20 protein-coding genes and 2 tRNA genes are annotated in these 25,163 nt (G+C 40.7%); 16 read left to right on the top strand and 6 right to left on the bottom strand.

Going from position 1 to position 25,163, the window contains the following annotated elements; all coding sequences use genetic code 11:
• Nucleotides 1-66: 66 nt before the first annotated feature.
• Nucleotides 67-2,307, bottom strand: coding sequence for a peptidase U32 family protein (locus L0B17_RS11830; protein WP_235085036.1), 2,241 nt, complete (start codon nucleotides 2,305-2,307; stop codon nucleotides 67-69).
• Nucleotides 2,308-2,592: 285 nt separating this feature from the next.
• Nucleotides 2,593-4,182 (bottom strand): ABC-F family ATPase, encoded by a 1,590-nt coding sequence (locus tag L0B17_RS11825; RefSeq protein ID WP_235085034.1) that lies wholly within the window; start codon nucleotides 4,180-4,182, stop codon nucleotides 2,593-2,595.
• Nucleotides 4,183-4,615: 433 nt separating this feature from the next.
• Here L0B17_RS11825 and L0B17_RS11820 point away from each other — a divergent pair, with 433 nt between their 5' ends.
• Complete coding sequence (locus tag L0B17_RS11820) at nucleotides 4,616-5,122, top strand: GNAT family N-acetyltransferase (RefSeq protein ID WP_443019948.1); 507 nt, start codon at nucleotides 4,616-4,618, stop codon at nucleotides 5,120-5,122.
• Nucleotides 5,123-5,393: 271 nt separating this feature from the next.
• Here the strand turns inward: L0B17_RS11820 and L0B17_RS11815 are convergent, their stop codons facing one another.
• The gene (locus tag L0B17_RS11815; protein WP_235085031.1) at nucleotides 5,394-5,897 is read right to left on the bottom strand and encodes a DUF2062 domain-containing protein; all 504 of its coding nucleotides are present in this window, start codon (nucleotides 5,895-5,897) and stop codon (nucleotides 5,394-5,396) included.
• A 31-nt stretch (nucleotides 5,898-5,928) separates the two neighbouring features.
• Here L0B17_RS11815 and L0B17_RS11810 point away from each other — a divergent pair, with 31 nt between their 5' ends.
• From L0B17_RS11810 to L0B17_RS11770, 9 genes are all read left to right on the top strand, one after another.
• Nucleotides 5,929-8,547, top strand: a complete 2,619-nt coding sequence (locus L0B17_RS11810; RefSeq protein ID WP_235085030.1) for a DNA internalization-related competence protein ComEC/Rec2 — start codon at nucleotides 5,929-5,931, stop codon at nucleotides 8,545-8,547.
• 36 nt (nucleotides 8,548-8,583) lie between these two features.
• Nucleotides 8,584-10,386, top strand: a complete 1,803-nt coding sequence (gene msbA / locus L0B17_RS11805) for a lipid A export permease/ATP-binding protein MsbA (protein ID WP_235085028.1) — start codon at nucleotides 8,584-8,586, stop codon at nucleotides 10,384-10,386.
• Between the two features lie 12 nt (nucleotides 10,387-10,398).
• A complete protein-coding gene (gene lpxK / locus L0B17_RS11800) occupies nucleotides 10,399-11,442 on the top strand; it encodes a tetraacyldisaccharide 4'-kinase (RefSeq protein ID WP_235085026.1) in 1,044 nt (347 codons plus the stop codon).
• Nucleotides 11,443-11,622, top strand: a complete 180-nt coding sequence (locus L0B17_RS11795) for a Trm112 family protein (RefSeq protein ID WP_235085025.1) — start codon at nucleotides 11,443-11,445, stop codon at nucleotides 11,620-11,622.
• Between the two features lie 253 nt (nucleotides 11,623-11,875).
• Nucleotides 11,876-11,952 (top strand) — tRNA-Val (locus L0B17_RS11790).
• 27 nt (nucleotides 11,953-11,979) lie between these two features.
• A tRNA-Val gene (locus L0B17_RS11785) sits at nucleotides 11,980-12,056 on the top strand.
• Between the two features lie 691 nt (nucleotides 12,057-12,747).
• Nucleotides 12,748-13,230 carry an MFS transporter gene (locus L0B17_RS11780; protein WP_235085023.1) on the top strand — a complete coding sequence of 161 codons (483 nt, stop codon included), beginning with the start codon at nucleotides 12,748-12,750 and terminating at the stop codon, nucleotides 13,228-13,230.
• The gene (locus tag L0B17_RS11775; RefSeq protein WP_336246502.1) at nucleotides 13,158-13,991 is read left to right on the top strand and encodes an MFS transporter; all 834 of its coding nucleotides are present in this window, start codon (nucleotides 13,158-13,160) and stop codon (nucleotides 13,989-13,991) included. Before L0B17_RS11780 ends, L0B17_RS11775 begins: the two co-directional genes overlap by 73 nt.
• Before the next feature lie 5 nt (nucleotides 13,992-13,996).
• Entirely contained in the window at nucleotides 13,997-15,175 is a 1,179-nt protein-coding gene (locus tag L0B17_RS11770) for a Bcr/CflA family efflux MFS transporter (protein ID WP_235085021.1), read from the top strand.
• Nucleotides 15,176-15,405: 230 nt separating this feature from the next.
• Here the strand turns inward: L0B17_RS11770 and L0B17_RS11765 are convergent, their stop codons facing one another.
• The 3 genes from L0B17_RS11765 to L0B17_RS11755 are packed head-to-tail and all read right to left on the bottom strand — an operon-like array spanning nucleotide 15,406 to nucleotide 18,494.
• Nucleotides 15,406-16,986 carry an FAD-binding oxidoreductase gene (locus tag L0B17_RS11765; protein ID WP_235085019.1) on the bottom strand — a complete coding sequence of 527 codons (1,581 nt, stop codon included), beginning with the start codon at nucleotides 16,984-16,986 and terminating at the stop codon, nucleotides 15,406-15,408.
• Between the two features lie 12 nt (nucleotides 16,987-16,998).
• Nucleotides 16,999-17,964: a VOC family protein gene (locus L0B17_RS11760; protein WP_235085018.1), complete on the bottom strand. Its 966-nt coding sequence runs from the start codon at nucleotides 17,962-17,964 to the stop codon at nucleotides 16,999-17,001.
• 20 nt (nucleotides 17,965-17,984) lie between these two features.
• Nucleotides 17,985-18,494 carry a DUF3598 family protein gene (locus tag L0B17_RS11755; protein ID WP_235085017.1) on the bottom strand — a complete coding sequence of 170 codons (510 nt, stop codon included), beginning with the start codon at nucleotides 18,492-18,494 and terminating at the stop codon, nucleotides 17,985-17,987.
• Nucleotides 18,495-19,503: 1,009 nt separating this feature from the next.
• Here L0B17_RS11755 and L0B17_RS11750 point away from each other — a divergent pair.
• From L0B17_RS11750 to L0B17_RS11725, 6 genes are all read left to right on the top strand, one after another.
• Complete coding sequence (locus tag L0B17_RS11750) at nucleotides 19,504-19,797, top strand: DUF1330 domain-containing protein (RefSeq protein WP_235085015.1); 294 nt, start codon at nucleotides 19,504-19,506, stop codon at nucleotides 19,795-19,797.
• Nucleotides 19,798-19,799: 2 nt separating this feature from the next.
• Nucleotides 19,800-20,879, top strand: a complete 1,080-nt coding sequence (locus L0B17_RS11745) for a nitrilase-related carbon-nitrogen hydrolase (RefSeq protein ID WP_235085014.1) — start codon at nucleotides 19,800-19,802, stop codon at nucleotides 20,877-20,879.
• 2 nt (nucleotides 20,880-20,881) lie between these two features.
• The gene (locus L0B17_RS11740) at nucleotides 20,882-22,279 is read left to right on the top strand and encodes an aldehyde dehydrogenase family protein (protein WP_235085012.1); all 1,398 of its coding nucleotides are present in this window, start codon (nucleotides 20,882-20,884) and stop codon (nucleotides 22,277-22,279) included.
• Nucleotides 22,280-23,011, top strand: a complete 732-nt coding sequence (locus L0B17_RS11735; RefSeq protein ID WP_235085011.1) for a GntR family transcriptional regulator — start codon at nucleotides 22,280-22,282, stop codon at nucleotides 23,009-23,011.
• Nucleotides 23,012-23,278: 267 nt separating this feature from the next.
• Nucleotides 23,279-23,785: an FAD-dependent oxidoreductase gene (locus L0B17_RS11730; RefSeq protein WP_235085010.1), complete on the top strand. Its 507-nt coding sequence runs from the start codon at nucleotides 23,279-23,281 to the stop codon at nucleotides 23,783-23,785.
• On the top strand, nucleotides 23,782-25,086 hold the full coding sequence (locus tag L0B17_RS11725) for an FAD-dependent oxidoreductase (RefSeq protein ID WP_235085008.1): 1,305 nt from the start codon (nucleotides 23,782-23,784) through the stop codon (nucleotides 25,084-25,086). The genes L0B17_RS11730 and L0B17_RS11725 overlap by 4 nt, the downstream gene beginning before the upstream one ends.
• The last annotated feature ends 77 nt before the right edge of the window (nucleotides 25,087-25,163 follow it).

Genomic DNA, 25,163 nt, shown 5'->3' with positions numbered 1-25,163 from the left:
CCGGTCTGAGGTTAAGCCATGCAGCCGCTTTCGGGGTCAGCAAAAGGCAATAAAACTAACCTGTGGTTACAACCCTTGCTGATATTGAGCATTGGTTGAAATAGTAACTAACTGTTTAAGGCTAGTTTTTGAATCAGTAATGCCCTGTAATACTTTTTCAAAGTGGCTGACTAATTCCACTTTATCTATTTTAGCTTTAGAGCCTGAGCCTATATCGGTTAAATCGATAAAAAACTCATCAAACATATAGGATAAGTCTTCAACCGCGTCAATATTTAAGAATTGCTCGTGGTTGTAAATACTTGGGTAACCGCCTTTTTGTTTATCAACCGCAAATGAAATACCTTTAACATTTGTAATGGTAGTGGCTTTTTCACATTTAAGCATACAACCATCTTCAATACTGGGCTTGTTACAGCCTACAGTTTGTTGAAAGAAGCACTGTCTGCTGGTCATCATCAAAATAGGGTGATAAATGCTGTAAAGCATTTTAAAGTTTTTCGGTCTGGCTATATTTTTAATTTGATTACGGTTTATTTCATTTGAAATAAATGCACCGGCGCAATTAAGCTGTTCTTGTAGGGTTAATAAGGCATAAGAGTTAGTGGTGTTGAGGAAGGGCCCTGCAATCCACTCAATGCCCATGTTTATGGCAACAAATGCTACGCCAGTATTGTTGCTGACAATGCGCTTAGGCTTTACCGTTTCTAACAATCTAACGGACTCAAGGTAATCTTTACCAATCAGAACAGCTGGAAACCACGGGATTAACCTAGGGTTACGCAGAAATATATCAATATACTTGTTGTCATTTACTTTAAAGCTTTCAGGTAATTTAAAGTAAATATCTGCGTTTGTGACATCACATAAATCAACATCTTTTTCATCACTGATAAGCAATGATAAAGTTGGCTGACTGCTGATTTTGGGGTGGTTAATCAATGCCGGTAAGGTTACTGCGCCAATGTATTCTCTTTGAGTTAGCTTGAATAATAATTGGTTTTTCATTTGTGTAAGCTGGCTAAAAGGAATGCTTAAGTCACTATCCAGGCCATCAAAGTTAAACGGTAACAGCTCAAACTCACTGTGCTTAAGGCTTTTAAAGCGCTTCACTATCGCCGCTTCATCAATGCGTGAATCCGTTGCTATGGTTAGCGCTACAGTTGATTGAATTTCAACCGTGCTGTTTTTTGTAATTGCGGTAAGGGTTAGTGGTTGATTCAGTTGACCTGAAAAACGCAGTGACAAGGCGGTTTTTTCAATACTGAGCTGACTGACTTTATCGGCCACCAATGACACAATGGCATCTTTGTCTGAAGAAAGCATTTGTTGCGCTTCGTGGATTTGTACCACTGAAATGGCATTACTTTTATCATTGGCATGTTTAAAGCTATTATCGCGCGGATTGTCGATAAACATGTCTTTGGTCAGGTTGCCCTTTAAAAAGGAGTTAGTAAAGTCGCGGTTAAATACTTTATAAAGATTTGAGTCATCTGACAGCAATTTACCTGATTCAACAAACTTATCAATTTGCTTACGCCAGCTATCCACAACGGTGTGAACGTATTGTGCGCCTTTAATGCGGCCCTCAATTTTTAACGAGTCAACCCCAGCGTCCACTAATTCGGGCAAGTCAAAATAAGCTGAATTATCTTTAAGGTTAAGTGGAAATTTATTACCCGCCGCAGTAATGTCATACTCATCTCGACACGCCTGGCTACAACGGCCACGGTTACCTGAGTTGCCCACACTGACTGAACTTGAATAGCACTGGCCAGAAAACGCAATACACAGTGCTCCATGAACAAACACTTCGGTGAGTACGTCTAAATCGTGTGCATAACGGGTCAGGCTTTTAATTTCGGTTAGATTCATTTCACGCGACAAATTAACACGGGTAGCGCCCACTTTGGCTAAAAAGCCAATTTGACCTTCATTATGGGTGGTTAACTGTGTGGATGCGTGTACAAGTAAGCTTGGGAAGTGTTTATTAACTAAGTGAAATAAAGCTAAATCTTGAACAATGATGCCATCGATACCAGTATTAACCAGTTGATTAAGTAATTTAACTAAAGTAGGAATTTCGTTTTCAAGAATGACGATATTCATGGTTAAAAACACTTCACATTGATATTGATGTGCTAGCGAAATCACCCCAATAAGATCATCAAAGGTAAGGTTAGCGGCACGGTTACGTGCGTTAAAGGTTTCTAAACCACAATATACGGCATTGGCACCAGCAATAATCGCTGCTTTAATTGCATCTACATCCCCGCCTGGTGCTAATAATTCGATTTTTCTATTCATAATATTTTCGCTATTTGGGTCGATATTGCTTAAAAGAAACAGGCGTTAAAGTCAATTAAGTGCTAGTTTTTGATCGTTTTGCGACCATGTTATTAATCTTGTTTAGCCTAAAATTTATTAAAATGGATAAACGTATTTAACTTAGCTTATAGAGCGCATCAGTTCACTCAAGCTGAAGGTAAATAAAAAGACCTTCATTAGTCTTGTGGTTATCACATAATAGATAACTCACAATGAAGGTCTTAGTTTGCCGCGTCAATTGATGCTTACCCTTGGGGGAGTCGCTTACAACTGTGGTTGGCTCGCAAGGTATTCATCAAATGTACCGTGGAAGTTAACCAGTTTTTTATCTTTAACATCAATAATGCGTGTGGCAAGTGATGACACAAACTCACGGTCATGGCTGACAAAAATTAATGTGCCTTCAAATAATTTCAAGGCTTGGTTAAGTGCTTCAATGGCTTCCATGTCCATGTGGTTAGTTGGCTCGTCCATTATCAATACGTTAACGTCCATCATCATTAACTTACCGAATAACAGGCGGTTTTTCTCACCACCAGAACAGTTACGTACTTTTTTGTTCGCATCGTCTTCAGTGAATAATAAACGACCTAACATACCACGTACCATAAGGTCGTTGTGTTTAGGTGTGCGCCATAATGACATCCAGTCAAATAAAGTCATGTCATTATCAAAATCTGCGCTGCTGTCCTGCGGGCAATAGCCAATGGCGGCATTTTCAGACCATTTAATGCGACCATGGTTGTGTTTGATTTCTTCAACTAAACAACGTAATAGGGTTGTTTTACCCACGCCATTTTCACCAATAATGGCCAGTTTTGAACCTGCATCTAAAATAAGATCGCCATGTTCAAATAATACGTTATCAAAACCATGTCCCAGTTCTTCTAACACTAATGCTTGGCGATGTAACTTTTTACATTCAGTAAAGCGGATAGACGGAGTGATACGGCTTGATGATTTAACATCATCAAGTTTAATTTTATCCATCTTTTTAGCGCGAGAGCTGGCTTGTTTGGCTTTAGAAGCATTAGCACCAAAGCGGTTAACGAAGTCTTGTAACTCGTCAATTTCAGCGCTCTTTTTGGCGTTACCAGCCAGTAGCTGTTCACGTAGTAAACTTGATTGTGCGAGAAAATACTCGTAATTACCTGGGTAAATACGCAGCTCACCATAATCGATATCCGCCATATGGGTACAAACTGAGTTTAAAAAATGCCTGTCATGGGAAATAATAATCATGGTGCATTTACGTTTGTTTAACTCGGTGGCAAGCCAACTAATGGTGTGAATGTCCAAGTTGTTGGTAGGTTCGTCAAGTAACAATATGTCGGGGTTGGCAAATAATGCTTGTGCTAATAACACTCGCAGCTTCCAACCTGGGGCAACCTGTGCCATTAGGCCATAGTGAAATGACTCTTCAATACCCGCTTCTAACAGGATTTCGCCAGCGCGACTTTCAGCGCTATAACCGTCCATTTCTGCAAATTGGCTTTCTAAGTCCCCGACGCGCATGCCGTCTTCATCACTCATCTCTGTTTGAGCATAAATGCTGTCGCGTTCTTGTTTGACTTTCCATAGTGCCACATCACCCATGATCACCGCGTCAACCACGCTATAGTTTTCAAAAGCAAATTGGTTTTGATTCAATGTACCGACTTTTAAACCTGGCGAAATTGAAACGTTGCCAGATGTTGGCGCCAGTTCACCACTGAGAATTTTCATGAATGTGGATTTGCCACAACCATTAGCACCAATCAAGCCATAACGATTGCCGTGGCCAAATTGGGCCGAAATGTTTTCAAACAACGGCTCTGGGCCAAACTGCATAGTAATATTTGCGGTAGAAATCAAAACATGTATCCAATTGAGTAATTACAGAATATTGATCGACAAAAAGCGATAATCGGCTTTAGTGAGAATAAGACTGACTTGAGTGTATTAGTAGGCGCGCAATTATACAGGGAAGTAGTCAATTGTCGATTTATAATCCGATCTAGTTTGTACTGTTAAATGGGAGGAATGAGTTAACTAAGATAATTAAACAAAGTTATCGCGGATTAACTATGCCGAGTCGAACTTTTTAAGTTGAGTTTGGCATTGGTTGAGTTTGGCAAATTAGTAGGATTAATTTGTTTCTATTAGTAGTAGCGTTTAATCTTATATTATTTCGACTTTAAATAAGCCTAAGTGCCATATAATGACTCAAGACAACTCAACTAAACCGACTGCTACTAAAGTGGCTAAAACTCACATAAACGCTCCGACTCTTTTATCGGCACGTTTTATGATCCGTGCTTTTAAGGCCGCTGACTTAACCGAATTTGCAGAGTATAGAAATGTTGCAGATATTGCCAAATATCAAAGCTGGACAGAATACAGTTTAGATGATGCAAAAAAACTCTTCGCACAAACGAATTATGCACAATTTGCTGTGTCAGGTAATTGGTATCAATTAGCCATCGCGGATGCCATAACGGATCAATTAATTGGTGACATGGCAGTGCACTTTATTGATGAATATCAAGCTGAAGTCGGCTTTACCATTGCACCACAACACCATAAGCAAGGCGTTGCTACAGAGGCGCTGCAGTGTTTACTGGGCTATTTATTTACTGAGTTATCGCGACATCGAGTTATTGCAATAACTGACTGCTTAAATACTGCGAGTGTTGCGGTGTTAGAAAAAGTTGGTTTTAGACGAGAAGGGCATTTTAAGCAAAATGTGATGTTTAAAGGACGTTGGGGTGATGAATACCTATATGCCATGTTAGCCAGCGATTTTAACCGTTAAATAAACAAGCTTTAGCATGTCTTACAATCAATGTTATGGATCTATTGTGTTACGAAGTTGGTAGCGGTTTCAGGTGTCGCTTTTGGTCTATGACTGTTATTGCAGCTGCTATTTTTAGCTTGTTATCAATTTATAAAATGTTTCTCAGGCTAAACTCATCGTCTGCCATTTTCCAGAAAAGGGAAATATAAATAAAAAACAAGCTGATATAAGGCAAAAAGCTTAAGTTCAAAGGCTTAACTACACTGCCACTCGTTAATGAGTAGACCGCTTATTTGCGCTTTTGCCATTTAAATAATATTGAATATTTCCATAGGCTATTAATCACTAGGTAACCGATTGCCGCAAATACCAGGCCTAATACCAAGCAGCCGAGTAAAAAAGGTGGGCCAAGAGTTGATATTGATGTTTCTACCCATTGCCAACTTACCTCAAACTCAAAAGGAAGCCTTTCAACCCCGAGTAATTTCACACCGACTAAATAGGCCATATAAAACATAAATGGCATTGTAATAGGGTTTGTTATCCACACTAATGCCACCGCAATCGGAATGTTAACGTTAAATAAAATCGCTAATCCTGCTGCTGCAACCATTTGGAATGGCATTGGCATCCAGCCAATAAATAGACCTACCGCGAACGCCCCTGGAGCCGATTTGCGATTTAATACCCATAAATTGGGTTTATCTAATAATTTGCCAAACACTCGCAAATATTTATGCTTTTGAAGTGTTTTCGGGTCAGGCATAAATCTTTTTATGAATTTTTTTGGCATCTTATGTGATTACTGTCTTTACTAGTAGCTTATGAATCGATTTATATTCGGCTTCTGTATAAGCAGCCTCATTGGATTACTTTGGCCTGTAATCCCATCGCAATGGTGTTTACCGTTTCTATTACTCTTGGCTTTGGTCTGCCTTTTTAAAGCACCCAGATTAAGTGGTGCATTTTTTGCTGTTTTCTGGGTAAGTATCTATTTCTATTCGTTAGACTTTCAGTTTGATGTCACACCAAAAACTCACAATACATTTACAGCAGAGATAGTATCACTAGTCAATGACAACCGCGACTGGATAAGCCTTGATGTGCGTGTAATTGAGCCAAAATTAACCAATATTAATCTATCGGGTTTATTTAAAACCCTAACAGGTGACCCAATTTACCGTTTAACCTGGCAACAAGCTCCAAAAGTTAAGTTAGGACAAATATGGCACTTTGAAACTAAGTTAAAGCCGATTACTAGCATAGCTAATCAAGGGGGGTTTAATCAGCAGCGTTATTATATTAATCGTCATATTGTGGCTAAAGGCCGAATTAAACAGGCAAGTTTATTGTCTTACCAACCGTCATTACGCCAGCGTTGGTTAACTGAGTTTGCCACTGTTAGCCCTAAAATAGCCAATGGCGATCTATTGTTGGCATTGTTATTTGGCGATAAAAGCCAAATATCAGCTCAACGCTGGCAGCAATTACGTCAAACCGGCACTGGCCATTTAATTGCTATTTCAGGATTACATCTGTCGGTGGTTTTTGGGTTGGTATTCGGCTTATGTTTTGTCATATTAACCCGGGTTAAATTTGCGCAAACCGTTATGGGTAAACTTAACCTGCTTTACGGTATGTTTGCTGTGCATTGCGCCTTAACCGTAGCAGTATTATCGGCATTAGGTTATGCCTACCTTGCAGGTTTTGCCGTTGCTACACAGCGAGCCCTATTTATGTTGCTCTTTCTGGTGCTGTTTAGCTTGTTAAAGCAGCATCACAGTGTGTGGCAACGATTAATGTATGCCTTGGCCAGGGTGTTATTTATCGACCCTTTATCTATGTTAAGTGCAGGTTTTTGGCTGTCTTTTATCGCCCTCGCTATCATTTTGCGTTTTGTTGATATTTCAGCAGGTCATGTTAGTCAATTATCTTCAGACGTTAATTGGCGAGACAAAATATTCGCTTATATTGCTTCATTATGGTCAATTCAGTGGCGACTCGCTTTAGGGCTAGGTGTGCTGCAAGCGCTACTATTTGGGACATTATCAATTCACAGTATTTGGATAAACCTCATTGTTGTGCCCTGGTTCAGTTTATTGGTTATCCCTATAGCACTTTGCTGCTTTATGTGTTGGCTGATGCTAAGTCCATTGATGCTAAGCGCATCAATATATTTCTCAGACGATGAACCGAATCTTGAAAGTGTTTTTTTCATTGTGGCAGATAAACTACTGGTACCGTTTAGCCAATTATTAACTTGGTCTGATGATTTTAGTTACAATCTTGTTTATGTCAGCGAATCGTGGGTTGGCGCGGGCGTGTTTAGTCTACTTGGGTGGGCGTTGTTACTGACATTTAGCTGGACCTTTAAAAGGTCATTTAGACGGTCATTTAATCGAAGTTCATTTAATCGCAGTGTAGTGATTGATATTAAAGCAAGACAGCGTCACTTAATGATACTGCTGGTAACTATCTTGCTGAATTTACCTATCAGTTTATTAGTTTTTAGTCGTATTTCATTGATGAACAGTTCTGATGATCAAGCTCAAGTATCTCCCTTAAGTGGACCTATTTACCTTCATGTATTAGATGTGGCCCAAGGCTCAGCCATTGTGCTTCAGCAGCAACATCGAGCCATTATTTATGATGCTGGCGCTGCCTTTGGAGATTTCAGTTATGCCGAGCGCGCAATATTGCCTTTTCTGAGGGCGAGGGGCATTACACGGTTAGATTACATTGTAATAAGTCACCATGATAATGATCACAGCGGAGGGTTAATACCTATGCTAACCGCTTTTCCCAATGCTCGCTTAATTGCTGATAATGGCAGCGAATTGTTAACTGATAGCCCTAACTTAAATAACCCTCATATCAGTGACTGTTATCCTGGATTATGGCAATGGGGCAGAGTGACAATGACGAGCTTAGCGGATAATTTAGGCTCAGATAAAGATAACAATCAATCCTGTGTGATGATGCTGAATATAGAGTTTGATAATAATGTTGAACAAACAAGCTATCAACATCCTGACACTTCAAGTGCGCTAACAACTAAGGTTTTCAAGGTACTCTTAACGGGCGATATTGAGGCGCAAAGAGAGCAAAGCTTGATTTTGAATAAGCAACAGATAAACGCTGATATTGTGTTTGTTCCCCACCATGGTAGTCGCACTTCATCAACGGATAACTTTATTGATGCCGTGTCACCACAATTGGCGATAGTGAGTGCAGGTTTTAATAATCAATACGGATTTCCTAAATTAGATGTGATGGCGCGCTACCAACAGCGTGGTATAAATACCTTGGTTAGCGGGGACCAAGGGCAGATCAGCATTAAATTTCAACATACTGGTTATCAAGTAAACACTTATCGTAACGATTTAGCGCCATTTTGGTATAACCGTTTGTTTAGATTTGGCCAGATAGTTAAACCAGAGTAGAATGTCGAGCATGTTTGTCAGTAAAGAATTATATAAATGTCGTCATACTCAGATAATGAAATGTGGAGCGTTTTTAAACGCTTAATGATTTATGTTTTACCGATGAAAGCCATGTTTATTATGGCGGTATTGGCTTTGCTTACCTATGGTGCAGTCGATGCCGGTTTTATCGCGTTTATTAAACCTTTTATTGACCAAGGCTTTGCCTCTACAGCGACTACCGTTGCTGGAGTGGAAATCCCGTCTCACGGCGGTTTTAATACCGATAATGACATTATGCGCATGGCGCCTTTTGTGGTAATTGGTATGTTTACCCTGCGCGGTTTGGCGAATTTTGTGTCGACCTATTGTGTGTCGTACATGAGCGCCCAACTTATTATGGACATGCGTCAGCAGGTTTTTGAGCACTATTTACATTTACCCGTGAGTTATATTGATCGTGAAAATAGCGGCAATCTTATTTCCCGTGTGACCTTTGATACAGAGCAAATTGCAAGAGCATCAGGCAGTGCACTCATTTCTATTGTCCGGGACTCAATGACAGTGGTTGGCATGTTAGCCATCATGTTTTATTTTTCGTGGAAATTGTCTCTGTGTATTTTAGTGATTGGCCCATTAATGGGCATAGTGATTAGTATTGTGAGTAAACGTTTTCGAAAAGTGTCTAAACAAATTCAATCTGCTATGGGCGGGGTGACGGCAACAACTGAACAAATGATTAAAGGCCACAAAAATGTGTTGTCATTTGGTGGTCAACAAACCGAAATAGCGCGTTTTTTTAAAGTGAATGACACTAACCGTCATCAAAATATGAAGCTAGCAGTGGCACAATCTATTAGCCAGCCGTTGATTATGGTGATTGGCTCATTCGCCTTAGCCTTTGTGTTGTATGCCGCCAGTTGGGACAGCATGAAAACTGAACTAACCGCCGGTACCTTCACCGCCATTTTAGGCGCTATGATGGCCATGTTGCAGCCAATTAAAAATTTAACCCGTGTTAATGCTGAGTTTCAACGGGGTATTGCAGCTTGTACCACTATTTTTGAATTATTAGATACACCAGTAGAGCCAGATCATGGTCGCCATAGTGTGGATCGTGTTAAAGGCCATTTACAATTTAATAGCGTCAGCTTTAGTTACCCTGAACAAGATAGAAAAGCCCTTAATCAAATTGAGTTTGATGTAAAACCGGGAAAAACTATCGCATTAGTTGGCCGCTCAGGTTCAGGAAAGTCGACTATTGCTAATTTGATCACCCGTTTTTATGGCGGTTTATCAAATGGTGACATTTTACTTGATGGCATCAGTATTTATGATTACCAATTAAAGAGTTTGCGCAATCAAGTGGCATTAGTGTCTCAGCAAGTCACGCTATTTAATGACACTATTGCTAATAATATTGCCTATGCCTATCCAGGTGAAGCGACCCGCGAGCAAATTGAACATGCGGCAGAGCTTGCATACGCGATGGAGTTCATTAATACCTTACCAGAGGGCTTAGACACCCAAGTAGGAGAAAACGGCGTGTTGTTATCTGGTGGTCAACGTCAACGTATTGCCATCGCCCGAGCCATGTTACGTGATGCACCGGTATTGATTTTAGATGAGGCAACATCAGCATTGGACACCGAATCTGAAAAAGCGATTCAAAAGGGTTTAGATAATTTACGCCATAACAGAACTTCAGTGGTTATTGCCCATCGTTTATCAACCATAGAGTCAGCCGATGAAATCTTGGTTATTGATCAAGGTAAAGTCATTGAGCGCGGCATACATAAAGAGTTGATTACCCAAAATGGCGTTTATGCCAGTTTGTATCAAATGCAATTTAGCAGCTAGGTCTCTACCCGAATGCAAAACTGGATAAATCAAATTTGGTATCAAGGCCACTGGGTAAAGTGGCTTTTACTGCCTTTGTCTGCGGTGTTTGCTTTAATTAGCTGCAGCAGACGTGCGCTATTTAGTTTAGGTATCAAAAAAGTCACTCAATTACCCGTACCTGTGGTGGTGGTAGGTAATATCACCGCGGGTGGCAGCGGTAAAACGCCAACCGTGATTTACTTAATTAATCTGTTACGAGCCAATGGTTTAAAGCCTGGCGTTGTTAGCCGTGGTTATGGGGCAAAGATTGACGGTGTAGTCAGTGTCACTCAATCAAGTAAAGCGATTGATGTGGGGGATGAACCGTTAATGATTGTGATGCGCACCCAAGTGCCTATGGTCGTTGGCAGTCAGCGTGTATTAGCGGCGCAAACGTTATTAGCTGATTTTGATGTTGATGTGATTATTTGTGATGATGGTTTACAGCACTATGCCTTAGGGCGTGATATTGAAATAGCCTTAGTCGATGGTGCGCGCCGTTATGGTAACCAATGTTTATTACCTGCGGGGCCGTTAAGAGAAGGTCTCTGGCGTTTAGCCAATATAGACTGGATTATTAATAATGGTGGGCCGCTATTAGTAAATCATCAAGGCCCAATAGAGCAGCTGATGCAATTAGTGCCAGCGCCATTGTGCCGAGTTAAGCCGCAGTCGTCTGATGAGGCTTTGGTTTCTGAATTATTAGGTACTGAGCCATTAATTATTGAACAACCTGTTATTGCGATAGCAGGCATTGGTAACCCACAGCGTTTTTTTGATAGTTTGGTGCAGCAAGGTTATCAACTTAAGCAGACTGTCGCCTTTGCCGATCATCAAGCTTACGATCAACAACAGCTATTTGAGCTATCAGCACACACACCATTATTAATGACCGAAAAAGATGCGGTTAAATGTCGCGATTTTGCGTTACAAAACTGGTGGTATTTGCCGGTAAATGCAAAGCTAAGTGAACAATTTGATAGTCAGTTTATGAGTCGAGTGACTCAACTTATTCAACTTAAAAAGGAAATCTAAATGGCTTTTGATAAAAAGTTACTTGATATTGTCGCTTGTCCTGTGTGCAAAGGTAAACTGGATTATGATAAAGATGCCCAACAGCTGATTTGTAAATTTGATAAAATAGCCTATCCGATTAATGACGGTATTCCAGTGTTACTTGAGAATCGTGCTATTCCGTTAGTGGCGGCTGATTAAGGTTACTATTGCTTTTACTATGCCGAGTAAGTCATTTATTGCCAAATATGATTGTTCAGTTATAACCCTTGAGTTTTAGCATCTAGCTAAAAATTCAAGGGGGCGTTAGGCAAATATCATTTGAACTTTTTGGTATTAAATCGGCAAGTTGCACAGCAAATCACCATTTAGCAGTGTTAAGGTAATTTTTACTTGCAAGCGTTAGCCAACGCCCTTACTATGACGACCGCTTTGTTAGGAAAGCAAATTCAGTACACCCGTAGCTCAGTTGGTTAGAGCACTACCTTGACATGGTAGGGGTCGGTGGTTCGAGTCCACTCGGGTGTACCAATTTTATTTCCACAAGCATCCTAAAATACACCCGTAGCTCAGTTGGTTAGAGCACTACCTTGACATGGTAGGGGTCGGTGGTTCGAGTCCACTCGGGTGTACCATTTCTAGTTGTAACTCTCTGTTTTAAAACTCCTTTAATAAATCTATCTTAAATTTTGAATCTCAATTCTGTGCCAAATCAATAAAAATGCGTGCCTAATCGTATTACTGACCGACAGTGATCATTGCGGCTAGAAAATTTGCTCATCTACTGCTTAAATATTTCAAACCCTAATTTTGAGTTAAAAAACTGAAAACTTGAGTTTTGTGCCCATTTTGTGCCAAACATGTTGGCACAAACAATTTTATTACCACTAATCCATGACCCCCACCTCAAAAGTTTTCGTGTAAATTTAGCTTTAAAATGATGCATGATTTTTCATTTAAGTTTACAACATTGCTGATCCTGCTGGAATCAACAGCACAGCACTCTCTAGGATGATGAATCCAAGCTATCAATATTCAACAACGACTAAAGGCTTCGATTCACTATGTCAGTATTTGGGGGGGCTGGTTGATGAGGTCATAGAATATGTCGAGGATTAATTAAAGTCAGGGTTTAGCTTAAAATTTGCTTATAATATGTGACTAAAAAAATGTTCACCATCTTATCCTTGGTTAAACGAGCTGTGACTGATAATTAAAATGTATATTTTTCAAGATACTTTTATCGTTGACAAATATCAATTGCGTTATCGGTTATAAGGTTTATAAACGTTGATATAAATATTATAAAATGCCCTAGGAAAATATATGCAATCAATTTCAACCGCACCGCAAAATACATCCAGTAAACGAATGCATTGGATTATTGTTTTTATCGCTATGCTAAGCTTAATGCTCTCAAACGGCATGGTTTTTACCGGTATTACCGCTTTTGACAGCGCTATTTTGGCTGAGTTTCCTGACTGGAGTCGAGGCGACTTAAAGCTACGTGAACTCATCACCTTAGTTGGTGTGGGTATTCTAGCACCTCTATTTGGTATTTTAATCGATAAGGTCGGTGTAAGGGCCTTAATGATTGTTGGTTGTTTAATCCTAATGCCAACTTATTATGCTTATGGTTATGTAGAAAATATTACCCATATTTATATTCTGCATATTTTCCTGTCTATTGTTATGGTGAGTTGCGGCCTTAACGTTGGCGTAATTTTAGTCTCAAACTGGTTTGTGAAACATCGTGGTACCGCAATCGGTATTGCTATATTAGGCACATCTTTGGGGGGGCGGTATTAGCGCCATTATTTGGTTATTGGCTAAGTGAAGGCATTTCATGGCGTCAAGGATTTCAATATGCATCAGTAATTCCATTTATATTATTAGTGCTAACAATCCTTTTAGTTAGAAGCAAACCTTCCGTTATCGGTTTAAAGCCTTATGGTACTGAGAATTACTCTCAGCAGTCACAAGATGATTTATCAAATCATGGTTTGGAGTATGGTGAAGCGATTAGAACCCGTTCGTTCTGGGCGATAACCGTTATAGCTATGTGTACCTTTTATACCCTAATGGGACTGCAAGCTAACTTAGTACTGCATTTACAAGACTTAGGTTTCGATATTCAGTCGGCCTCGGCCGGTTTAAGTGTGCTGTTTATTCCAGCCTTAATCGGTAAGTTTTTATTCGGCGTTTTTGCAGATAAATTTGAAGGTAATAAGCTGTTTTACGGCAATATTATCATGATGCTAATTGGCTTAGTGGCATTGATTGTAAGTTCACAAGCTACTGTGATGTATAGCATCGGCTTAATAGGTTTTGCTTGGGGTGGTTTCTATACCATACTGCAGCTTAATGCGGTTAATAACTTTGGCTTAAAAGCATCTGGTAAAATATTAGGTACTATTACCATTCTAGATGCCATTGGTGCGGGTTTAGGTATCTATTTAACAGGCGTCATATTTGATGTTTACGGTAGCTATCAGTATGCATTCATCATTTATGCGGTACTTTGTACTATCGCGTTATTATTAATCAGCCAAGTTAAAAAGCACGTTTAAATCGGATGAGTAAAACTTCCTTAGCAGCCAATAAACTTATATTCTTATTGGCTGCTATTATTGCAACCACCCCCTTAGCCATTGATATGTATTTACCCGCAATGCCGGTTATTGCACAGCAACTGGGCTCTGATCTTAGTCACGTTCAACAATCTATTAGTATCTTCTTATTCTGCTATGCCATTTCTTTGGTTATTGCAGGGCCGTTGGCCGACCATGTTGGCCGACGTCGCTTAGCCTTCATTGGTTTGCTAGGGTTTAGCTTTTCTAGCTATATGCTGGCCATGACCGACAATATTGAATCGTTTTTAGTCTTTCGTAGTATGCAGGCTTTTTTTGGTGCGTTCTTTTCAGTGGTTATTCCTGGTGTCGTTCAGCAAATTTATCGTGAGAACACCGCTAAAGGTATGTCGTATCTGTCGTTAATAATGATGATGGCGCCGTTATTAGCGCCAGGCATCGGCAGTATTTTACTGCAGGCACATTCCTGGCGGGCTATTTTTATCTTTTTGGGAGGGTATGCCATGATAATGGTGTTACTGGCGATGAACTTTTTGCCCAATGCCCCTAAACCAGCACACCGTCGACGTAAACGCGATATATTAGATGGCTATCGACTCATATTTTCTAATAAGCAGGCTAGACCGTTTTTAATGGGCACTATGTTGTCGTCGTTTGCCTTCTTTTGTTATATCACCGCCATACCTTTTGTGTATTTAGAATACTATGCCGTGAGTGTGCAAACCTTCCCATTTTATTTTGCATTTAATGTGTCATTTGTTATTTTAGCCAATATTATTAATAGTCGGTTATCTGTTCGGTTTGGCCCAATTAAAATGCTGCGATATGGTATGTTTTTTGGCGTCTGTGTTGCGGTACTTTTATGTTTAGTCACCTGGTTCAACATGCCGTTTATTTATACCATGCTGCTACTAGGGCCGTTAATGAGTTCACTATCACTTATCGCCACCAACTCCGATGCTTTAGTGCTTATGCGCTTTAAAGAGCACACGGGTAGTGCTGCGGCCACCATAGGTGCCTTACGTTTTGGCTCTGGCGCATTAGCTGGGCCGTTACTGTTAGTGCTGCACGATGGCACACCATTTCCCTTTGCCATGTTAATGCTAACCGCGCTGGTTATAGTCGTATTAACTCGTACTAAGCAGACTAAAGCAGTAGTTTAGCGATACCTTCAATCCACTTACCTGCCAAGTCGCGCAATATATAACGTTGCGCTTTTTTACCAAATAGGCTTATTAAACAGGCTAAGAAGAAGGGATGGCGTTCAATGATCACTTACTCATTACGCTGTAATTGTTGGCTGTTAACATTTATACCTAGAAACAATAAAGCGGCTATTAAGCCGCTTTATTGTTTTGTGACATTAGGTTTTTAAACCTAGCTCTATTACCTGCTAATCAAACCCTAAACAACCCGGGTTTAAGCGATTGTTGGGGTCAAGGCGCTTTTTAATATCAGTGAGTAGTTGGTAATTCTCTGCATCTAGCACTTGTTTAAATTGATAAGACTTACCTAACTGCATATGGATATAGCCAGATTCAGCATATTGACTGATTAAGTCTGCTCTAATTACGGCCATTGCATTACTGGCGGCTGGGTTAGCGGCAAAGCCAGGTAAGCGTTTTAAGTGGGCCGGTTCAAGGGCATGTTTATGTAATTCGTTTAGCTGTTCTGGCCAAAAAAACACCGGCTCTAAAACAAATACGGTGCTTGATACTGTCGCTAATAAATAACCAATACCAATGTTATATTGCTCAATTAACGCCGCATGCTTGTTAAACACCGCTTCAGTAGCTGAATAAGCTTCTTCTACCTTAGAGTGGGGCACTAGGGCATGTATAGGTACCCAACGCTCGCCTTTAGGGCCAACCATGTTATTAACCAGGCCAAAAGGGTTCGCACTCATCACTTTGGGTATCGTGTTTTCAACCACTTTACCCTGTAAGTTTTTTGCGAGCTGGTTAATTTTATTTAGCTTTAATTCAACGCCTTGCTCTGTCCAGTCTTCCACTAAAAAGTGTACTGACCAGCATTCACTTTCAATAAAGTCGCGCCCTGCTAAAGCAATTTTAGAACCCGCCTTTAACGCTTTACCTACGCCACCAGCGGCTTTCATTACGCCAAACAGTGACTTTATATCTTTGCCTAAGCTTTCACGCTGCATGCGCTGGGCTTGCAAGAAAGGGTCAAAGCCAAAACATTCACTGGCTAGGCCTTGTCTGGCAACTTCGCTCATCAGTTCAGCTTGATGCTCAAATGCCATAAAGCTAATAGAAGTAGAACCTTTGTGTAAAGCCTCAGGGATTAAGCGGATAGTGGCTTTGGTTTTGATACCAAAAGTTGCACTGTCATTGCAAAATAAACCCGTAAGATCTGGGCCAAAATGTCGAGCAAAAGGCTGAGTGCCTTTTTTCGCAGCGGATCCGGTAGTAAGGATTGTGCCATCACTTAAAATAACGTCTAACGATAAAACCGAGTCAACGGCAAAACCATGTTGAGCTGAGCCCCAAAAAATACCGTTTTGCGATAAACTACCGCCTACAGTGGCAAAGCGGCCTGATAAAGTGCCCCAAAAGGGGGTTCTTAATTTATGTTCTTTTAAGGTTGTATAGAGTTTTTCCCAGCTACAGCCAGACTCTACTGTGACATACATGTCTTTGGTGTTCACTTCTAACACTTTGTTTAGTGCCGACATATCAACCACAACGGAATGTTCTTCTTTTGGCACATAACCGCCGGTATAAGACATTCCGCCACCGCGAGCGACCACTGAGTAACCGGCGTCAGTAATAAGCTTTACCGCTTTTGCCAGCGTTTGCGCTGAGCTTGGCTGAATAACAATGGCGCAGGGCTTATTTTTGGCATAAACATCTTGAGAGTACAAAACACAAGAGTCTTGATCTATTTTTACTTCATTAGCCCCAAGAACCGATACCAATTGTTCTGATAGCGTATTTTTATTTAGTAATTGCATAAGTGTTTACTCTTAAATGGTTGCATCTAGTGGCTGATAAAACTCTAGCCAAGCGCCATCGGGCGATTGCACTGTGAGTAGTTTTACCTGACCTAAACCGGCAATATAAACCTGTTGTAACGGGCTAAGAATCGTAACCTGTTGTTGCTGGGCTTTGTCTGATAATGCCTGGGCATCACTGACTTTAAAACGCAATCCTTGCATACCTAAGTTTGGTGGTTGATTGTTGGCGCTAAAGTCGTGGCCTTGTAAAGAATGGAATTTCACTAACTCAACTGAACCTATCATGGTGTCGCCAGGTTGCACTATTGCCAGTTCATAGTCTTCAATATGTGAGCGGTTTAAGGGAATGCCTAATGGATTTGCACCGGCTTCTTTATTTAAGTTGCCAGCTTTAATCGCCAATTTAAAGCCTAAGAAGTCGCAGTAAAAGGCAATTGATTCATCAAAGTTTGTTACTATTTGGCTAGAGTTAAACATTTGACTTACGGGGTTTATTTGCTCCCAGCCTACCAGTTTTGGTGCGACTCGCTCAATAAAAGCAATGCGCACATGGTGATTCATGGCAATCCACTCAATAACGTCTGACTCACCTAATTTAAAACTGACCGGTGGTGTTACACCACGCCAGCCAAGCTTTTGTAGCTGAGGAAACAATTCGGCCATAGACTTTATCCGAACGTTATAGTCAAAAATACCACCGGTATCCCAGCTTTGGTCATTACTGCGCATCACTTGCTGTGGCACGTTACTGTATTTATACAGGCGTAAAAAGCCGGCATCCGTTTTAGGGTTAGCCAGTAACATTTCTTCGACCTGGGTTTCAGGGGCAAGTTTATACGCTTTGATAACAGAAGCATCAACAGGGCCTTGGTGGATTAGCTTCCAACCTGCAATATCACAAAATAACTGCCTAAAAGGCTCAAAATCAACAACACTGCATAGTGCTTCAGAAAATGGACTAACACTAAATGACATGGTGGTATACCTTCTTTAAATTAAGCTGATAATTGCGCTATATCGGCATATTCTGGCTGTAAATTTTCATATGATTGCCAGTCAGTGGTGACAAATTGTTCATCAATCAAAGTGCGCTGTATTAAGCGGCCGTCTTTAAACCATTGCCATACCCGTGAACGGTATTTACCACAGTCAGAAATTTGAATCATTTCATATAAGTGCAAATTATCTTCATTGGTTCGTACCCAATATAACATGACGGTTCTGTTAAACTCATCTAATGGGACTTCAGCAGCCCAACCGCTGACTTCGGTATAAAAAATAATTTTGTTATTTTCAATTCTGGTTGGGAAATCGCGAGTTTCTTTTTTACCATCTTGCCAAAAATAAAAGTTAGTTTGATGATAAGTGTGCTCAGTAGGGAAACGACATAGTAACCGTGATTTGTGCTCATCGATTTTGACACCATCTTTATCGAAATAACGATAATAGCCATCCCAAACACCTAAGTGACGATACAGGACGGGCATTCTATCTTTCAGTTCCATAGTACTTTACCTATTTATTAATCTTACTCTTGATGCTAAACGGCTGACGAAATTTACCATTGATAAATCGCAAATAGCCGCATTTGAGTATCTGCTTTACTTTTGAATTAACTCAAGTCAGATAGCACTCTTTTCCAACTATGCTGTATCCCGCAAAACGTTAATACCCATCCCAATGGTTCTCTGGTCATGCAGCGGGTGTCATTCACCTTATTGTATCTATGCAGTCGAACGTCAAGATTCTATTAAGTCACATAATCGATACAGAAACCCACACTGCGGTAATCACTTAGGTTACATTGCTGAGTTATTTGCTTGCGGTTTAAAGTGACAAATGTATTCAGGGCTGTCATAAACTGCGACTGTAGTTAAACGTTAAAGTAGCAAAACGACAGTCGTGCATTGCAAATGGTTCTGAATTGACAAATATCAGCCAATGTAAACTTACCTTCATCTAGTATTGAGTTAAATTAACTGCAAAGACTAAGTTTGTGGTGGGTTAAAAGCGAAGCGAAAGTTAATAAAACTTGCATTTCTGTGCTTGAAAAAAGCTAGCGTGGATGGCGCTTTTAAACAGTAAATCATCGTTAGCCTTACAGGCTTATTTAGCTGTTGAAATATGGCGTGTGACAATCTTTCTTGGGGATATTAGGTGCCATAGAATGTGTGGGTATGCATCATGTTAGTATCGTTTAAACAGTATTAGTATAATTACCCGCTGGCACAAACCCAGTTACTTCAAATTAAATTAGCTTGCATGCAAACCAAAATCCCCCTTTGCTTGCAAGATTCATTAAGAATTGGCCATAAAATTGTACCGGCCATTGGGATCCAACCATGATCTCGCGTGTATCAGCCGTGATAGGCATGGTGGTAATGGTATAGCTGATAATTCTATGTTATTCGCCACATGATTAACCTAGAAACAGTGAATACATACAAGGGTATTTATGACATTCATGGCCTAATTTTGGGGCCGCTCACAAACTGGATTACAGGCGCTTTATTCATGGCAGTATATTTACTTATCCAAGCAACAATTGAAGATATGCCAGCATTTAAGCGTTATACCGCAGTGGTACCGCAATTAGTGCAAAAATATGGAGGCCAATACATGGTGATGGAAAATAACCACGTATTGCTAGAAGGAGAGCACAAGCCAGGTAGCGTTGTGCTTTCTACATGGCCTGATGAAGCTGCCGCACAGAAATTTTGGCAGTCAGATGAGTATGCCGCCGCGAAACAATTAAGACAGGGTAGCGGACAATTTCATGTCATGTTACTACACAGTTTAGGAGCTTAAGTATGGATTTAACATATAGTGCATTAGCCCTGCAGGTACAATGCAGATCAGTAAATGGCTTAGATATACCGGCAGCACGTCAGCAAATTTTTAATAATATTGATCATGTTGCTAAGCAAGTAAAATCAAGCTTAGGATTTATTAAAACCTTTTCTGGCGAGGCCGTACGTTTAGTTGTGTTGCCTGAGTATTTTTTAACCGGTTTTCCAATGGGTGAATCTATTGGAGAATGGAAAGCCAAAGCCGTGCTAGATATTGACGGTGAAGAGTACAATCGGTTAGCTAAAATTGCTCAAGATAATAATATTTATTTATCGGGTAATGCGTACGAAGCCGATCCTCATTTTCCTGATTTATACTTTCAAACCTGCTTTATATTGTCTCCTGCAGGCAATACGGTTCTGCGCTATCGCCGACTCATTTCGATGTTTTCACCTACACCGCATGATGTATGGCAACCGTATTTAGATATTTACGGTTATGATGCCGTATTCCCAGTCGCTAAAACCGAAATAGGTAATTTAGCCGCGATAGCTTCAGAAGAGATTTTATATCCTGAAATTGCTCGCTGTTTGGCTATGCAGGGGGCTGAAGTGTTTATGCATAATACCTCAGAAATTGCTTCGCCTGGTTTAACGCCAAAAGATATCGCTAAGCGGGCGCGTGCCATTGAAAACATGGCTTATGTGGTGTCAGCGAACTCTGCAGGTATTGCCGATATTAGCTTACCGGTTAACTCAGCTGATGGTATGTCAAAAATTATTGATACTAAGGGACGAGTACTCGCTGAGTCCACTATCGGTGAAACCATGGTTGCCTATGCTGAGCTTAATATTTCCAGCTTACGTGCCCAGCGCTTAAAGCCTGCCATGACTAATTTATTTGCCCGTCAGCGTAATGAATTATTTGCTCCGACGTATCAGCAAACTGTTTATCCAGCCAATAATATGTTGGCGCAACTTAATGAACAAAAACCTATAAACCGTCAACATTTTATTGATACTCAAGTTAATGTCATTGACGATTTAATCAATAAAGGTATATTCCATTCAAATACTTATCATTCAGATCATAGGAAGTAATCATGCAGATCAGAAACCCAAGAACCGGTAAGTTTGACTTTGATCTGGTTGAATTTTCGGCAGAACAAGTGCAGCAAGTCGCGGCTGATTTACGCCAGCACCAAGCTGATTGGTGGCAATCAGGATTAGAGTATCGGATAACACAGTTACAGTTATTTGCCGCAGAAATAGTGAAAGTAAAACATGAGTTAGTTAAAGCGGTTGCTGAAGATACTGGGCGTTGGTCTGAATCTGAAATTGAAGTTGATTCGTTAGTGCAAACGATAAACCGTTGGTGTAACGATTCGCCTAAATTGTTAGAGGTGGCACCTGCAAGATCTGCCAGTATTCCGTTTTTAGAAATTCAGCAGCAGTATTACCCCTTTCAGTTAGTGGGTGTAGTGAGTCCTTGGAACTTTCCCTTACTATTATCTTTTGTTGATGCCATTCCTGCGTTGTTAGCCGGTTGTGCAATATTAATTAAACCCAGTGAAGTCACCTCGCGTTTTGTTAAGGTGTTAGCCAATGTATTAGCAAAAGTGCCACATCTGCAAAATGTATTAGCTGTGGTGACAGGTGCTGGCGAAGCAGGTCAAGCGGTTACCAATAACGTGGATATTTTGTGCTTTACCGGTAGTGTTGCCACAGGGCGGCGAGTGGGTGAGTTGTGTGCAAAATTGTTTATTCCGGCCTTTTTAGAGTTAGGCGGTAAAGATGCCGCTATTGTTTGTGCCGATGCCGACTTAGATATCGCCAGCAGTGCTATTTGCTGGGGCAGTATGGTGAATGCCGGTCAGTCGTGCATGAGCATTGAAAGAGTGTATGTGGATAGCCGTGTCGCTAAAGAGTTTAAGCAGCTGTTAGTGGAAAAAGTGAGTAAGTTACGCCATAACTACCCAACCATTACCACTGGCGAAGTAGGGCCAGTTATTTCGGATAAACAAATTGCCGTTATAGAGCAGCAGTTTGCTGATGCTAAGCAAAAAAATGCTCGTTTTTTATGTGGCGGCGAAGTAGTCAACTTAGGTGGTGGTACTTACTGTCAACCAACGGTTATTGATAACATCACCGCAGAAATGTTGATAGCCACAGAAGAAACTTTTGCACCTGTGTTAGTTATTGAAGAATTTACTTCAGAGCAAGAAGCCGTTACGTTAGCCAATAATTCTAAATATGGACTTTCTGGAGCCGTATTTTCGCAGGATATTGCCAAGGCACATGCTATCGCTAACCAGTTAATCGTCGGTGGTGTTAGTATTAATGATGCTGCATTAACTGGTTTTGTGCATGAAGCGGAAAAACAGTCATTTGGTTTATCTGGCCTTGGAGGCTCGAGAATGGGCGCAGAGTCTATTCGTCGCTTTATTCGTAAAAAAGCATTACTAACAAATACAGGGGTGAGATCGCCTTGGTGGTTTTAATTGGCTAAAACGATAAAACAAGCTAAGTATAAAGAACTAGGCGAACAAATAATTGCTGCTATTTTACAGCAGCAATATTTAGTGGGTGATTTACTGCCGACTGAAAAAGAGTTATGCCAAACTCATAGTATAAGCCGTTATACCGCTCGAGAAGCCTTGCGTTATGTGCAAACCGCTGGCCTTGTTGATCGCCGGCAAGGTTCTGGCTCGCGGGTATTACGCAATAAATTACCCAATAAAATTAATCAGTTTATTCATTCAGTACAAGATTTAATTAATTTTGGTGAGCAAACTCGCTTTGAAGTTGAAAGCTGCGAATCACGTAAAATTACAACAGAACAAGCTGAGGCGTATGCAATAGCCGCTGAAACACCGTTTATTAAATTGGCTGGAGTGAGATTAGAAAGCCACGATAAAAAACCTATCTGTTATTCAGTTATTAATCAATTTAAGTTCGATCACAATATCCAGTCCGATATGAGTAATAAAAAGAAAGTGCTATATGCTTTTGTCGACTCAATGAAACAAGTACCCATAGGTCGAGTAGAGCAAAGCTTCTCAGCGACGATTATCCCAAACGAGCTTTGCGATAAACTCGGTGTGCCCATGCATAGTGCAGCTATGCTCATTGTTCGTCGTTATATCGGTAAAGATAATACCTTGCTTCTTATTGCAGAAAATATTTATCCTGCAAGTCGTTACACCTACTCAAATGTGTTAGAGCAAAGTTAGCGTAACAGATGGGAAGCTTGCCCCAATGTCTTGGTGTCAAAGAGACAGAGAACATGCACACTAACACAATTTGAGACAGGTTAGAGTCTGACGAGATTCAAAAATCAGTTAGACATCACTCAAACACATTTCACTGACAATTATCAATGCTGAAATAATCGGTTTGCTTATAGTAAAAATACCTATAAAAGTTGGCTTATCATTTTATGCTGTCTATTTTGATAAATGTTGACTTGAAAATGCCAACTATAAGAACTGGATACCTCTATGCTGATTAATTTGACTTCATTTTTACGTTTACGTAAGCAAAGTATTTGGCGTTTACCCGCCTTAGTAGCCATGCTTGTGTTGATAAGCGCGTGCTCCGACAACAAAGCTGAAAATCAAGCTGCTACACCTACTACAGACACTGAAACCGTTATTGTTATTGGTGCCGGTTTATCGGGCTTAAACAGTGCGTTGCTGTTAGAAGAACAAGGCTATAAAGTCACTGTTTTGGAAGCCAAAAATCGAGTGGGTGGTAGAATTTACACCCTTGATGATGTGCCTGGTCGTCCAGAAGCGGGCGGCAATACAATTAGTGCAAATTATGCCCGCATTATAGACCGAGCAAATAAATTAGGCTTAACCTTAGCGCCTGCGCCCGATGTAGTAGGCGGCATGCGCACTATGCAGCTGTATGTTGATGGTCAGTTTTTAGACCCTCAGGCTTGGGCTACTTTCTCAGGTAATACTTTTCCTGGCCCAATTAAGCGCGTACCTCCCGCAGCATGATATTTGCAGCACTGCGTGACAACCCGTTACAACAGCCAAGTGATTGGCTAAATGAAGAATATAAAAAATACGATGTAGCTGTTGCGACTGTTTTTGAGAAGATGAGATTAGACGAACGCAGTAAGCAGTTAGTTAATCAGACCAATAGTTACGGTGATACTTTAGACTCTACTTCTTTACTGTCGTTATATAGAACCGCTGCAAGCTATGCCAAATCCGCTGATATTCAAGGAGGGCTAAGTGCTATTGAAGGAGGTAATCAGCGATTACCAGAAGCCATGGCGGCGAAATTAAAGCATCCGGTTTTGTTAGAAAAATTTGTTAGCTCAATAGCATTAAGCGATGCAGGCGTTGTGGTGAGCACGAGTGACGGCAATAAGTATGAGGCCGACTATGTTATATCCTCAATTCCCTTAACCGCATTGCGTAAAATTAATATCACCCTGGCTTTGCCGGCGTTGCAACAACGCGCCATAAATGAAATTGATTACAGCAAAACTCTCATTGTGCAGTTGACTGTAACTGGCGAATACTGGGGCGAACAGACACCAAGCCTGTGGACTGACACAAAAATCGAACGCATATTTGCCACCTCGCTTGACGGAAGTGGTAAAGTAACTAACTTAACCTTTTGGTTAACGGGGGCGAATGCCGAGCACTTTAGCGGCATGCAAACCGAAGCTCGCGATAAGGCCTTGTTAGATACTTTCTATGCTATTTACCCGAAAGCCGAAGGCTTAGTCAAATTAGAGAAAGTGGTAGATTGGAGCAGTGATCCACTCATTCTGGGTACTTGGCCGGCATATAAACCCGGACAAATAAGTGAATTTGGCAATGCTATTGCGCCACCCCATGGTCGTTTGCACTTTGCTGGTGAACACACCTCACTCTCTAACACAGGCATGGAAGGTGCAATGGAATCATCAGAGCGAGTGGTGAGTGAAATATTGCGTAATAACAGTAAACATGGCGTTGCGACAGCAACACTTGACCCAAAATCTTTATTCGTTACCTGTATGGCTTGTCATTCTTTAAACCAAGGCGAACCACATAAATTGGGGCCTAATTTATATGGCTTCTTTGGCCAACCCGCAGCAAATCGCGAAGATTTTGATTACTCACCAGCATTAAAAAGTGCAGGGCTTGTATGGGACAAACCTACTTTAAGGGAATGGTTAACAACACCTGACAAACTGGTTCCGGGCACACGCATGATATACCGCAGTACTTTAACAGAAACAGAAACTGAACAATTGATTGACTATTTAATGACGCAGACGAGTGCTAAGGTTAATCCTTAGCGTATAAGCCAAGGCGGATACTGCCTAGTGTTTAGTTTTGTATTTATTACACTTTTAAGAGCTGATATTGAAAAGTG

It is taken from the genome of Shewanella sp. OMA3-2, from assembly GCF_021513195.1.
Taxonomy (GTDB): Bacteria; Pseudomonadota; Gammaproteobacteria; order Enterobacterales; family Shewanellaceae; genus Shewanella.
The sequence above is the reverse complement of the archived record's forward strand: the minus strand, read 5'-3'. Positions and strand labels throughout refer to the sequence as shown.

Bases quoted from the DNA above. Each gene is read 5' to 3' on its own strand.
- L0B17_RS11830 (WP_235085036.1), bottom strand. From the start codon at position 2,307: ATGAATAGAAAAATCGAATTATTAGCACCAGGCGGGGATGTAGATGCA.
- L0B17_RS11820 (WP_443019948.1), top strand. From the start codon at position 4,616: ATGATCCGTGCTTTTAAGGCCGCTGACTTAACCGAATTTGCAGAGTAT.
- L0B17_RS11815 (WP_235085031.1), bottom strand. From the start codon at position 5,897: ATGCCAAAAAAATTCATAAAAAGATTTATGCCTGACCCGAAAACACTT.
- L0B17_RS11810 (WP_235085030.1), top strand. From the start codon at position 5,929: ATGAATCGATTTATATTCGGCTTCTGTATAAGCAGCCTCATTGGATTA.
- msbA (WP_235085028.1), top strand. From the start codon at position 8,584: ATGTCGTCATACTCAGATAATGAAATGTGGAGCGTTTTTAAACGCTTA.
- lpxK (WP_235085026.1), top strand. From the start codon at position 10,399: ATGCAAAACTGGATAAATCAAATTTGGTATCAAGGCCACTGGGTAAAG.
- L0B17_RS11795 (WP_235085025.1), top strand. From the start codon at position 11,443: ATGGCTTTTGATAAAAAGTTACTTGATATTGTCGCTTGTCCTGTGTGC.
- L0B17_RS11780 (WP_235085023.1), top strand. From the start codon at position 12,748: ATGCAATCAATTTCAACCGCACCGCAAAATACATCCAGTAAACGAATG.
- L0B17_RS11770 (WP_235085021.1), top strand. From the start codon at position 13,997: ATGAGTAAAACTTCCTTAGCAGCCAATAAACTTATATTCTTATTGGCT.
- L0B17_RS11765 (WP_235085019.1), bottom strand. From the start codon at position 16,986: ATGCAATTACTAAATAAAAATACGCTATCAGAACAATTGGTATCGGTT.
- L0B17_RS11760 (WP_235085018.1), bottom strand. From the start codon at position 17,964: ATGTCATTTAGTGTTAGTCCATTTTCTGAAGCACTATGCAGTGTTGTT.
- L0B17_RS11755 (WP_235085017.1), bottom strand. From the start codon at position 18,494: ATGGAACTGAAAGATAGAATGCCCGTCCTGTATCGTCACTTAGGTGTT.
- L0B17_RS11750 (WP_235085015.1), top strand. From the start codon at position 19,504: ATGGCAGTATATTTACTTATCCAAGCAACAATTGAAGATATGCCAGCA.
- L0B17_RS11745 (WP_235085014.1), top strand. From the start codon at position 19,800: ATGGATTTAACATATAGTGCATTAGCCCTGCAGGTACAATGCAGATCA.
- L0B17_RS11740 (WP_235085012.1), top strand. From the start codon at position 20,882: ATGCAGATCAGAAACCCAAGAACCGGTAAGTTTGACTTTGATCTGGTT.
- L0B17_RS11730 (WP_235085010.1), top strand. From the start codon at position 23,279: ATGCTGATTAATTTGACTTCATTTTTACGTTTACGTAAGCAAAGTATT.
- L0B17_RS11725 (WP_235085008.1), top strand. From the start codon at position 23,782: ATGATATTTGCAGCACTGCGTGACAACCCGTTACAACAGCCAAGTGAT.